Genomic DNA, 12,111 nt, shown 5'->3' with positions numbered 1-12,111 from the left:
AGAGCACGACGGCTCCCCTCGCCCCCTCCCGCATCCGACAGCAGGACTGCTGAGCTGTTGCGCCCGTGCTTCGACATCGCTTGCTCCGCGGTCGGTGGAGGTCACACTGGTCAGTAGCTGCCTGAGGGAGTCGAAGAACAGATCGCGGCCATCGTGTCCGACGGTGCGGAGACCGGGCTCAGTTGACGGGACACGTGGCGGGTGGAGCCGCATGAAGCCACGAGAAGGGCTGACCAGATCGAGGTGCGAGCGAAGGGCGCCTTGACGGTGCTGCCGTCAAGGCGCCCTTCGCGGTTGTCAGTTCCCGAAGCCGGCCCTGCGGAGGGCTTCGGCCATGGCGCCGGTGGGGGCGCCGCCGCGCTGGCCGCCGCGGCCCTTGCCGCCGCGGCCGCCGTTCCGGCCGCCGCCACCGCGGCCGCCCTGGCCCCGGCCGCCGCCTCGGCCCGCTTCGCGGTCGGGCTTGCCGCCGGCACCGGGTTCGTCGTCGAGGCGGAGCGTCAGGGAGATGCGCTTGCGGGGGATGTCGACGTCGAGGACCTTGACGCGGACGATGTCGCCGGACTTGACCACGTCGCGGGGGTCGTTGACGAAGTTCTTCGACATCGCCGAGACGTGGACCAGGCCGTCCTGGTGAACGCCCACGTCGACGAAGGCGCCGAAGGCGGCGACGTTGGTGACCACGCCCTCCAGGGTCATGCCGGGCTTGAGGTCCGCGAGGGTCTCCACGCCCTCGGCGAAGGACGCCGTCTTGAACTCCGGGCGGGGGTCGCGGCCCGGCTTGTCGAGCTCGGCGAGGATGTCGGTGACCGTCGGCAGGCCGAACGTGTCGTCCACGAAGTCCTGGGGCTTCAGCGACCTCAGCACCCGCGTGTTGCCGATCAGCTCGCGGATCCCGGTGCCGGTGCGGTCCAGGATCCGGTGCACCACCGGGTAGGCCTCCGGGTGCACCGCCGAGGCGTCCAGCGGGTCGTCGCCGTCCTGGATGCGCAGGAAGCCCGCGCACTGCTCGAACGCCTTCGGACCCAGCCGCGCCACGTCCTTGAGGGCTTGCCGGGTGCGGAACGGGCCGTGGGTGTCGCGGTGCTGGACGATGTTGGCCGCCAGCGTCTCGCTGATGCCGGACACGCGGGTCAGCAGCGGGGCCGACGCCGTGTTGACGTCCACGCCGACCGCGTTCACGCAGTCCTCGACCACCGCGTCCAGCGAGCGCGACAGCTTCGTCTCGGACACGTCGTGCTGGTACTGGCCGACACCGATCGACTTCGGGTCGATCTTGACCAGCTCCGCCAGCGGGTCCTGCAGGCGGCGGGCGATCGACACCGCACCGCGCAGCGAGACGTCCAGGTCCGGCAGCTCACGGGAGGCGTAGCTGGAGGCCGAGTACACCGACGCGCCCGCCTCGGACACCGAGATCTTGGTGAGCTTGAGCTCGGGGTGCTTGCTGATCAGCTCACCGGCCAGCTTGTCGGTCTCGCGGGAGGCCGTGCCGTTGCCGATCGCGATCAGCTCGACGCCGTGCTGCTCGGCCAGCGTCGCGAGCTTGGCCAGTGCCTGGTCCCACTGGCGCTGCGGCTGGTGCGGGTAGATGGTGTCGGTGGCCACCACCTTGCCGGTGCCGTCCACCACCGCGACCTTGACACCGGTCCGGTAGCCCGGGTCCAGGCCCATCGTGGCGCGCGACCCCGCCGGCGCGGCCAGCAGCAGGTCGCGCAGGTTGGCCGCGAACACCCGGACCGCCTCGTCCTCGGCGTTCTGCCGCAGCCGCAGGCGCAGGTCCACGCTCAGCCGGGTCAGGATGCGGGTCCGCCACGCCCAGCGCACCACGTTCGACAGCCAGGTGTCCGCCGGGCGGCCCTGGTCGGCGATGCCGAACCGCTGGGCGATGCGCAGCTCGTAGTCGGTGGGGCCGACCTGCTCGGAGCCGTCGTCGGGCTCCAGGGCCAGCTCCAGCACCTCCTCGTTCTCGCCGCGGAACAGTGCCAGCACGCGGTGCGAGGGCAGGTCGGTGAACGCCTCGGAGAAGTCGAAGTAGTCGGCGAACTTCGCGCCCTCGTCCTCCTTGCCCTCGCGGACCTTGGAGACCAGCCGACCGCGCGTCCAGACCTTCTCGCGCAGCTCGCCGATCAGGTCGGCGTCCTCGGAGAACCGCTCCACCAGGATCGACCGCGCGCCGTCCAGCGCGGCCTGCGCGTCAGGCACGCCCTTGTCGGCGTCGACGAACCCGGCCGCCGTCTCGTGCGGGTCGAGGCTGGGGTCGCCGAGCAGCTTGTCGGCCAGCGGTTCCAGGCCGGCCTCGATGGCGATCTGCGCCTTGGTGCGGCGCTTGGGCTTGTAGGGGAGGTAGATGTCCTCCAGGCGGGCCTTGGAGTCGGCCGCGTTGATCTGCGCTTCCAGCTCGTCGGTCAGCTTGCCCTGGGAGCGGATGGACTCCAGCACCGTGGCGCGCCGCTCCTCGAGTTCGCGCAGGTAGCGCAGGCGCTCCTCGAGCGTGCGCAGCTGGGCGTCGTCGAGGGCGCCGGTCGCTTCCTTCCGGTAGCGGGCGATGAACGGCACGGTCGCCCCACCGTCGAGCAGCTCGACGGCGGACTGCACCTGGCGCTCGCGGACGCCGAGCTCCTCGGCGATCTTCTGATGAACAGTCGTCACGATGCTGATTCCGCCTTCTCTGCGATCTTCGCCAGATCCGACCGGACATTCTGCCGGACGGCGACCGCAGGCTACGTCGCCGCTCACGTCGGCGTGTCGGGATGCCGCACGTCACGTCCGCGCCCCCGGCATCGCCCCAGGTCCGCCCGCCGCGGTGCGGCTGGGGGAGGAGGGAGGCCGGTCCGCGCGGTGCGCTGCGTGCCCGGTCCGGGACCGTCTGCGGTCGCGAAGCACCGGGCGCCCCACCCCGCCCACGGCGCGTGCTCGCGCGCGGACGCTGCGGTCGTCTGACCGGCCGGGGCGCGACACCCGGAGAGGTGGGCGCGGGCGTGTCGTTGGTGGTCACTACGATGCCCGTCCGGACGCCGGCCCCGCGCGCGCGAGCCGGCCCCACCGGCCCAGTGCTCGCGCCGCAGGTGCTGTGACCTGGACCACGACGAACGCGGAAGGTGAACCCGTCTTCGTCACGAACCGTGACGGATTGGGCGGCCCGCTGTACCCCAGAAGGGGTAATCTAGGTATCTGGGCACGTACAAACCGCGATGCAGGTACACGCTCCGTGCTGGAGTGTGGGGACACGTGAACCCCGAGAAGCCCGACCAACAGATGTCCCCCGAAACCAACGACAAGGCTGGTACCGCGCAGCGACTGCTGCGGCGCTTCCGGGAGAGGGTCGCGCCGCACGTGACCGCGGTACAGGACAAGCTCCCCGAACCCCTCGCACGGGCGTCCCGGAACCGGTCGGTGCAGGCCGGTGCCGCCGTCGCCGCCGTCGGCGTGGTGGGCTTGGTGGTCGGCACCGCCGCCGGCGGCCCGTCCACCCCCGAGGTCGACAAGGCTGCGGTGGCCGCCCCGATGCAGCAGGCCCCCCAGCAGCAGGAGGTGCTGCAGCAGCACGCCACCCTGCAGCAGCAGCCGACCCCGCAGCAGGCGGAGGCCAAGGCGGCTGAGCCGGCACCCGAGCCGGAGGCCCCGCTCGGCCCGCCGGTCGAGGGCATCGACGTGTCCAACCACAACGGGTCCATCGACTGGAACGAGGTCGCCGCGGACGGCAAGAAGTTCACCTTCGTGCTGGCCACCGACGGGACCGACTTCAGCAACCCCCGGTACAGCGAGCAGTACCACGGTGCCAAGGACGCCGGGCTGATCGCCGGTGCCTACCACTTCGCGCGGCCGGACGAGTCGTCCGCGGAGGCGCAGGCCGACCGGTTCCTCGACGTCGCCGACTACCAGTCCGACGGCAAGACCCTGCCGCCGGTGCTGGACCTGGAGGTCGACCCGAACTCGGGCGGCTGCTACGGGATGTCGGTCGACGAGATGCGCCAGTGGACCCAGACCTTCAACGACAAGGTCAAGGAGCGCACCGGCAAGGAACCGATCATCTACGCCAACCCGTCGTTCTGGCGGCAGTGCATGGGGAGCACCGACAGCTTCGACGGGCACCCGCTGTGGCTGGCCTCCTACGGCGTGGACAGCCCGACCGTGCCCAGCGGCTTCAGCAACTGGCACTTCTGGCAGTACACCGACAAGGGCAGCGTTGACGGCATCAGCGGCTACACCGACCTGAACCAGTTCCAGGAAGGCATGGCCCGGCTGGAGAAGCTGGCGCGCTGACCACGGCCTCCGCGCCGTCTGGACGAGAGCGGGCCGTCCGCGAGAGCGGGCGGCCCGCTCCTCCGTGCGCAGGCGCGTCGTCCGTCCTGTGTGGACACGGGTGTCCCGCCCGCCGGGCGGGCGGCGGGACCCGCAGGTCACCCGGTCCTGGCGAAGCGGGGGAAGGTCCGGACCCGGGAAGCCGCCGACCGATATCCTCGCGCCGACGATGATCACCTGATCGGAGGCGCGGGCGTGTCACTGTGGGAACAGCGGGTCACCATGGCTCGGCAGCTGTGGAGCAACGGTGACCTCGCCGCCGCGGAGCGGGAGCTGCGCCCCGTGCTGGACGACGGGGACTTCGACACCGCCGCGCACGCCGCCTACCTGCTGGGCGGGCTGCTCGAGCAGCGCGGCGACCGCGCGCAGGCCCGCGCGATGCACCAGCGGGCCATCGACTCCGGGCACCCGATCTACGCGCAGCTCGCCGCGATCTCCCTCGGCCTGCTGCTGTTCGACGCCGACGACCTGACCGCAGCCCAAGCCGTCCTGCGCTTCGCGGCCGACGGCGCCGACCCGGACGCCGCCGGTCGCGCCGACGCGCTGCTGGCCCAGGTGCTGCACATGCTCGGCGACCTCGACGGTGCCCGCGAAGCCCGGGACCGGGCGCTGACCAGCAACGACCCCGGCGTGCTCGAGATCGCCTCGGAGCTGGAGCTGCCCGCGCCCGGCGAGCGCACCACCGAGCAGTACCTCCAGGTCGCCTACGAGCAGGCCTGCTCACTGCTGGAGCAGGGGCGCGACCAGGACGCCGAACCGATCCTGCAGCGGCTGCTGGACAGCGGGCACCCGCACCACGGGTCGCTGAGCGCCGCGAAGCTCTACGCGCTGCACGCCGACGACCCGGCGATCGCGCGGCAGATGGCCGAGCGGATCATCGCCTTCCGGCACCCCGAGCACCTCGGCTGGGGCCACGTGCTGCTGGGCGGGGTGCTGGAGGACCTGGGCGACGCGGCGGCAGCGGCCGAGCAGTTCCGGGCGGCGGCCGAGGACCCGCGCCCCAACGTCCGGCTGCACGCCCTCATCCACCTGGGCATGCAGCAGCGCCGGCTGGGGCAGGTGGACCAGGCCCGGGAGACCTACCAGCGGGTGATCAGGACGCGCCACCCGCACTTCTCCGTCGAGGCGCTGGGCGTGCTGGCCGAGCTGCAGCGCGACACCGGTGACGTCGCGGGCGCGGTCGAGACCTTCCACCGGGTCGTGGCCTCCGGGCACCCGGAGAAGGCCCCGCTGGCCGCCTACAACCTCGGGGTGCTGGAGTACGAGCGCGGCGACGCGGAGGCGGCCGTGGCGGCGTTCCGCCGCGCAGCGCAGGCCGGCGACCCGCAGCTGGCGCACCAGGCCGAGCTCGCACTGTCCATGGTGGACGTCATGGACGCGGACCCGGCCGCCGACGACGCCCGGCAGCTCGCGCTGCGCGCCCACCAGGCGGCCGGTGAGGGCGACCTGGACAGCGCACGCCGGGTGTACCAGCAGGTCATCGACATGGACGTGCGGACGTGGTCGGCGATGGCGGCCAACTCGCTCGGCCTGGTGGAAGCCCTCGCGGGCGACCTCGACCAGGCCCGCCGGACCTTCCAGCGCGCGGCGACCTCCGACGAGGCGGCGCTCGTGCAGGACGCCGCCTTCCGCTGCGCGCTCGTCGACGAACCGGGCGCCCGGCCCGTGCTGGAGGCGCTGTTCCACCTCGAGCAGGGCCAGGACGCCGGGCTGGAGGAGCTCGCCGCCAGCGACGACCCGCAGGTGCGTGACCTGGCCCAGCTGGTCCGGGCGGAGGCACTGCTGGTCTCCGACGTCACCGCCGCCGTGGAACAGCTGGACCTGCTGGTCGACTCGCCGAACCAGCTGGTGTGGACCAAGGCCGCCCAGCGGCTGGCGACCTGGCTGGTCCGGCAGCAGCGGACCGACGAGGCGGTGCAGCTGCTGGAGCGGGTCGTCGACGGCGGGCACCCGCTGCTGGTGCCGTGGTCGGCGGCGCAGCTCGGCGACCTGCTGGTGGAGCACGGCGAACCGGAGGACGTCATCGCCGCGTTCGCCACCGCGGCGGGAGCCGGGTACCCGTCGCTGCTGGCGGAGGTGTTCGGCAAGCTGGAGGTGCTCTACCGCATCGCCGGTCACGACGAGGAGCTGGAGGCGCTCTACCGGACGGCGATCGACAGCGGCCACCCCGAGCTCGTGCCCCGCGCGTCCTACCTGCTGGGCGAGAAGCTGGCGCTCGCCGACCAGCCCGGCGCGGCGCTGGAGCACTTCGAGCGGGCCGCCGGCGCGGAGTCGGAGGTCGCCGCGCTGGCGGCCTTCGGCGCGCACGCGGTCCGGGGTGACCTCGACAGCGCCCGGGCCGTCCTCGTGGAGCTGGCCGACCGACCCGAACTGCGGGGCAGCGCCACCGAGTTCTGCCTGAACCTGGCGCACCAGCACCAGGCGACGGGGGACGTCGCGTTCACCGAGGCGGCGTTGACGCTGGCCGTCGGGTCCGGTGACCCCGACCGGCGGCAGGAGGCGTTGCTGTTCCTCGGCGCCCTGCACCACGAGTCCGGCGACCGAGCGCGGGCGCGCACGGCGTGGGAACAGGCGGCGCTGGGGGACAGACCGCACGAAGCAGCCGTCGCCCGGTGCAGCCTCGCCGGGCTGCTGCAGGACGAAGGCGACCTGGACGGCGCGGACGCGCAACTGGCCGAGGTCGCCGCGGGCGACACCGACAGCGCTGGCGAGGCCGCGTTGCGCCTGGGCGTGCTGCGCCGGGACCGGGCGGACGTCGAGGGCGCGCTGGAGGCCTTCGACCGCGCTGCGTCGGTGGGGGACCGGGAGGAGGTCGCCTGGGCGCTCGCGCACAGCGCTCCCCTGCTCGCCGAGCGCGGGGAGACCGAGCTCGCCGAGGACGCCTACGAGCGCGCGATCGCCTCCGGGGTGCCGCAGGTGCAGGCCCGCGCCGCGCTGGGGCTCCGCACCCTGCTGCGGGACCTCGGTGACGAGGCCGGGGCCGAGGCCGCCTTCGAGCGGGCGCTGGAGTTCGGCGACCCGGAGGTCAGCCTCCGCGTCCACCAGGAGCGGGGCGGCGAGACCGCGGAACTGCGCGCGTACCGGCTGATGTCGGAGGGCGACGTCGACGGCGCCCGCGCGGCGGTGGTCGAGGAGTTCGGCTCGGCGCGGGTGGCCGACTTCTGGTGCGCGGCGTGGACCGACCTGCCCGGCGCGGCGGCGCTGCTGGCCGGGTTCCGCGGCGAGGACCTGCGCACCTGCTCACAGCTGGCGCTGGACTTCGGTGCCGCGGCGAAGGACCCGGCCGAAGCGCGGACGTGGTTCCGCGTGGTCGCCGACCGCGGGCACCCCGACCTGGCGCCGCAGGCCCGGCTGCTGCTCGGGCAGCTCGCCGAGCAGCAGGGCGAGCACGCGATCGCGCTGGGCTGGTACCGCCGCGCGACCGGAGCCGCGGACCCGGAGCACGCCGCGCGGGCCGGGGTGCTGCTCGCGCAGCTGCTCTCCCGGCTCGACGACGTCGAAGGCGCGGTGTCCGCGTGCCGCAACGCCTTCACCTCCGGGGCGGGTGTCCCCGCGCTGGACGCCGGCGTCCTGCTCGGGCAGCTGCACCACGAGTCCGGTGACCCCGTCGAGGCGCGCCGGGTCTGGGACCAGGCGGAGGCGTCCGCCGAGAGCGCCGCGCAGTTCGGCGAGGTGGTGCACCGCCGCATCGCGCAGATCGGGGAGACCGCGGCCGAAGCCGGCGAACTGCTGCACCGTGCCTCCGCCTCGGAGGACCCGGGAACGGCGATCAACGCGATGCTCTGGCTCGGCGAACGCGCGGTGCAGGCCGAGGACCTCGACGCCGCGGTCCACTGGTTCGGCCAGGCCGCGGAGCTCGGCGTGCCGGAGCAGTCCGAGGCGGCGCGCAGCAGGCTGGCGAACATGCTGCTGGCGCAGGGGGATCGCGACGCGGCGAGGATCGAGTACGAGCGGGTCGCGCGGTCCGCCAACCCGGACATCGCGGCGCGCGGCGAGCTGGGCATCGGCATGGTCCGCCACGAGGAGGGCGACCTGCCCGGTGCGGTCGCGGCCTACGTCGACGCCGCCGTCCACGCGGTGCACGAGGGCCTGGCCGAGGACGCGGTCCAGGGTGCCCGGGTGGTGCTGGAGCAGCAGCACGCCAACGGCGACCACCACGCCGCGACGGACACGCTGCGCCGGCTGGCCGAAGTCGTGCCGGAGAGCGACGTGGCCGAGTGGGCCCACGACGCGGGCACGGAGTTCCTCGACGCCGAGGACACCGACTCGGCGCTGGTCTACCTGCGCTGCGCGGTCGAGATCGGAGCGCCGGACCCGGAACCGGCGGCGGTCCTGGCGCTGGGCGACGCCCTGCACCGCCGCGGCGACGACGCGGGCGCGCGACAGGCCTACGAGCGGGTGCTCGCCACCGGCGACGAGCGCACGGCCGCGGTGGCGAAGTACCGGCTGGTGGAGCTGCTCGGCTGGGACGCCCCGGAAGTCGCCGATCTCGTGCAGCGCACGGACGAGCCGCTGGGGCCGGAGCTGAAGGCGGTGCTGGGGCTCCAGCGCCGCGACGCGGGCGACACGGCCGGGGCGATCGAGATGCTGCGCGACGCGGCCGACGGCGCCGGTGAGGAGTTCTCCCCGGTGGCGATCTACGCACTGGCCCAGTCGCTGTACCAGGACGGCGAGGTGGAGCAGGCGCGGCGGACCTTCCAGCAGCTGGTCGAAGCCGCCCCGTACGACCGCTACGCGGGCGAGGCCATGCTGGAACTGGCGGCCATCGCCTTCCACGAGGGCGACGACGAGGAAGCCCGCGCGTGGAACCTGCGCGCGTGGGAGTCCGACGACCCGGAGCTGTCGGCGAAGGCGGCGATGAACCTCGGCGTGATCGCCAAGCGGCGGCGGGACGTCGAGGAGGCCGCCCCGTGGTTCCAGGTGCTGGTCGACCTCGGGCACCCGTCGGCGGCGCTGGCCGCCGCGCACCTGGCGGAACTCCACCACTGGCGCGGGGAACTCGCCGAAGCCGCCCAGCACTACGGCTACACCCTCGCGCACACCGACGACCCGGAGCTCATCGCCGAAGCCGCCTACCGCGTCGGTGAGTTCCACTACCAGCGCGGGGACCTCGACGCTGCGCGGGAACACCTCGACCGGGCGCGGCGCACCGGGGACGAGACCTTCGCGGAGCAGGCGGAAGAGCTGCTGCGGCGGCTCGGGTGAGTGCCGCCGGGGTCAGGCGCGCGCGACGACGAGGCGGTCGGGCAGCGCCAGCACCTGGTCCAGGACCTCGCAGGCGCGCCCGACCGCGTGCCACTCGGTCTTCGCCTCCGCGGTGGTCGGGCTCTGCTCCTGCAGCACGCGCGCGGCGCGGACGTCGTCTTCGCCGCGCAGTTCGACGACGTCGACGATGTCGCCGTGGGGACGCACGTAGATCAGCGCCAGCAGCTCGCCGTCGGCGTCGCGGACCGGGGGCATCAGGCGGAAACCGCGGGCCACGAGCTGGCGCAGCCGGGCGCTCGACGGGTCTTCCTCGGTTCTTGACGGGTCTTCCTCAACGGACGAGGTCATCGAACTCACCATCCTTGGCGCCGCGCAGGAACGCGGCCAGTTCGTCTCTGGTGCAGATCAGCGCGGTGCCCTGCGGCTCGCGCGATTGGCGCAGCGCGATGGTGCCGTCGTCCAGGGCCGCCAGTTCGACGCAGTTGCCCCACTTGCCGCTGTGCCGGGACTTCCGCCAGGTCACGCCTTCCAGGGCGGTGACGGGAACTTCGAACCTACCGTTCATCGGGCCTCCCCGGGCCGACCGCACATGCAATTGCACACGCCATTGCGCGAGACGGTAGCACAGCGCTGCGCGACGAGACGATCACTCAGCGTGTCAGACGAACCGGTGAATCACAGCGAGGCACGGACTTTTCGCAGCATCTGCCGGGTCTGCTCCGGAGTGCGCGCGTCCACCATCAGCCGATCGAGTGTACGGCTGTAGCGCTCGATCTCCTCCCGCTTGTCCAGGTACAGCGCGCCGCTGAGGTGCTCCAGGTAGACGATGTCCGGCAGTTCCGGTTCGGCGAAGCGCAGCACGGTGAACGACCCCTCGGCCGCGTACCCGCTCAGCGCGAACGGCACCACCTGCAGCGCGATGTTGGGGTGCCTGGTCATCTCCAGCAGGTGGTCGATCTGCGCGCGCATCACCGCGACACCGCCGATCGGGCGGTGCAGCACGGACTCGTCGATGACCGCCCACAGCCGCGGGGCGCCCGGGCGGGCCAGCACGCTCTGCCGCTTCATCCGCAGCGCCACCCGCCGGCGGGCGTCCTCGTCGGCCAGGGCGGGATGTCCCGAGCTGGCCAGCGCGAGCGCGTAGTCCTCGATCTGCAGCAGTCCCGGGACGAACTGCAGCTCGTAGGTCTGGATCCGGGACGCGACTCCCTCCAGGCCCACGTAGTCCTGGAACCACTGCGGCATCGAGTCCGCGTACCGGTTCCACCAGCCCGGCTGGCGGGATTCGGCGACCAGCTGGAGGAAGTGCGCGCGCTCGGCTTCGTCGTGCACGCCGTAGAGGGTGAGCAGGTCCTCGATGTCGCGCTCCTTCAACGCGACCCGGCCCAGTTCCATGCGGCTGATCTTGGATTCCGAACCGCGGATCGCCCGGGCCGCTTCCGCGGGCGGCACTTCCGCGGCCTCCCGCAGGCGGCGCAGCTGAGCCCCCACGATGATGCGCCGTGCTGTCGGGCTGCTGTCCAGGGCAGCGTCGTCCCGCGCCATCACCGCACCTCCCCGATGCCCCTCCCCGTTCATAGCACATCCGGCGTTTACTCAACGCATCGAAGCTCGTACTCTGTGCAACTCCCAGTCCCACACCACGAACGCACGCCCCAGCGAGGACACCGATGACCGCTGACCTCAGCGCCTCCGGCGACGAGCTCCCCCTCCACATCGACACCACCAAGGCCAGCATCGCCCGCGTCTACGACGCCTTCCTCGGCGGCAAGGACAACTACGAGGTCGACCGCGAGGTCTTCCGCCGGGTCCGCGACGTGGCCCCCGAGGCGGCCCAGCTCGCCTGGGACAACCGCCAGTTCCTCATCCGGGTCACCCGGTTCATCGCCGCCGAGACCGGCATCACCCAGTTCCTGGACTGCGGTTCCGGGCTGCCGACGGCGGAGAACACCCACCAGGTCGCGCAGCGGCTCGCGCCCGAGGCGCGGGTGGTGTACGTCGACAACGACCCGGTGGTGCTCGCGCACGGGCGCGCCCTGCTGGAGGAGAACCCCCAGACCTCCTTCAGCGCGGCCGACATCTTCGAGCCGGCGCAGGTCCTGCAGGACGAGGTGGTGCGCACCCACCTCGACTTCAGCGAACCGATCGCGCTGTTCCAGATCGGGACCCTGCACCACCACGACGGCGAGCGGCCGCCGCAGGACATCATGCGCGAGTACGTCGACGCGCTGCCGTCGGGCTCCTACGTCGCCCTCAGCCACTTCCTGGACCCCGAGGACGACGAGCACAGCGACCTGGCGCGGCGCATGGAGCAGACCTTCCTGCACAGCCCCATGGGCACCGGGTCGTTCCGCACCCGCGCTGAGATCGAGGGCATGTTCCCCGGGTTGGAGCTCGTGGAGCCGGGCCTGGTCCGCTGCGCGGACTGGTGGCCGACCGGCCCGCGCCTCACGCCGCTCTCCCCGGTCCAGCACTGCATCGCCGGAGCGGTCGGCCGCAAACCGTGACCGGTGCCGGTGTTCCCGGCTCGCCCCGCCCGTCGGTGCCGGTCGTGCAGGCGGATCCTGCGTCGTGCGGCGCACTCGGCCTTCGCCGCCGGGTGCCTGT

The 12,111-nt window shown here is 72.9% G+C and carries 7 protein-coding genes; 3 read left to right on the top strand and 4 right to left on the bottom strand.

Annotated features, from left to right (window positions below):
* Window positions 1-297 precede the first annotated feature (297 nt).
* The gene (locus HNR68_RS20705) at window positions 298-2,649 is read right to left on the bottom strand and encodes a Tex-like N-terminal domain-containing protein (RefSeq protein WP_179725315.1); all 2,352 of its coding nucleotides are present in this window, start codon (window positions 2,647-2,649) and stop codon (window positions 298-300) included.
* 576 nt (window positions 2,650-3,225) lie between these two features.
* On the opposite strand from HNR68_RS20705, the gene HNR68_RS20700 reads away from it, so the two are divergent.
* Together HNR68_RS20700 and HNR68_RS20695 are read left to right on the top strand one after the other, a co-directional pair.
* Window positions 3,226-4,260, top strand: coding sequence for a lysozyme (locus HNR68_RS20700; RefSeq protein WP_343050289.1), 1,035 nt, complete (start codon window positions 3,226-3,228; stop codon window positions 4,258-4,260).
* A gap of 234 nt (window positions 4,261-4,494) precedes the next feature.
* Entirely contained in the window at window positions 4,495-9,504 is a 5,010-nt protein-coding gene (locus tag HNR68_RS20695; protein WP_179723424.1) for a tetratricopeptide repeat protein, read from the top strand.
* A 12-nt stretch (window positions 9,505-9,516) separates the two neighbouring features.
* On the opposite strand, the gene HNR68_RS20690 is transcribed toward HNR68_RS20695, so the two are convergent.
* From HNR68_RS20690 to HNR68_RS20680, 3 genes are all read right to left on the bottom strand, one after another.
* The gene (locus HNR68_RS20690) at window positions 9,517-9,852 is read right to left on the bottom strand and encodes a hypothetical protein (RefSeq protein WP_179723423.1); all 336 of its coding nucleotides are present in this window, start codon (window positions 9,850-9,852) and stop codon (window positions 9,517-9,519) included.
* Window positions 9,836-10,069, bottom strand: coding sequence for a DUF397 domain-containing protein (locus HNR68_RS20685; protein WP_179723422.1), 234 nt, complete (start codon window positions 10,067-10,069; stop codon window positions 9,836-9,838). Before HNR68_RS20685 ends, HNR68_RS20690 begins: the two co-directional genes overlap by 17 nt.
* A gap of 110 nt (window positions 10,070-10,179) precedes the next feature.
* A complete protein-coding gene (locus HNR68_RS20680; protein ID WP_179723421.1) occupies window positions 10,180-11,049 on the bottom strand; it encodes a helix-turn-helix domain-containing protein in 870 nt (289 codons plus the stop codon).
* Window positions 11,050-11,174: 125 nt separating this feature from the next.
* On the opposite strand from HNR68_RS20680, the gene HNR68_RS20675 reads away from it, so the two are divergent.
* On the top strand, window positions 11,175-12,011 hold the full coding sequence (locus HNR68_RS20675) for an SAM-dependent methyltransferase (RefSeq protein WP_179723420.1): 837 nt from the start codon (window positions 11,175-11,177) through the stop codon (window positions 12,009-12,011).
* Window positions 12,012-12,111: the final 100 nt, after the last annotated feature.

It is taken from the genome of Saccharopolyspora hordei, from assembly GCF_013410345.1.
GTDB lineage: Bacteria > Actinomycetota > Actinomycetes > Mycobacteriales > Pseudonocardiaceae > Saccharopolyspora > Saccharopolyspora hordei.
This window is presented reverse-complemented; position numbering and strand designations above follow the sequence as displayed.

Excerpts from the sequence above, each read along its gene's own strand:
- HNR68_RS20675 (WP_179723420.1), top strand. The coding sequence starts at position 11,175 with ATGACCGCTGACCTCAGCGCCTCCGGCGACGAGCTCCCCCTCCACATC.
- HNR68_RS20685 (WP_179723422.1), bottom strand. The coding sequence starts at position 10,069 with ATGAACGGTAGGTTCGAAGTTCCCGTCACCGCCCTGGAAGGCGTGACC.
- HNR68_RS20680 (WP_179723421.1), bottom strand. The coding sequence starts at position 11,049 with ATGGCGCGGGACGACGCTGCCCTGGACAGCAGCCCGACAGCACGGCGC.
- HNR68_RS20690 (WP_179723423.1), bottom strand. The coding sequence starts at position 9,852 with ATGACCTCGTCCGTTGAGGAAGACCCGTCAAGAACCGAGGAAGACCCG.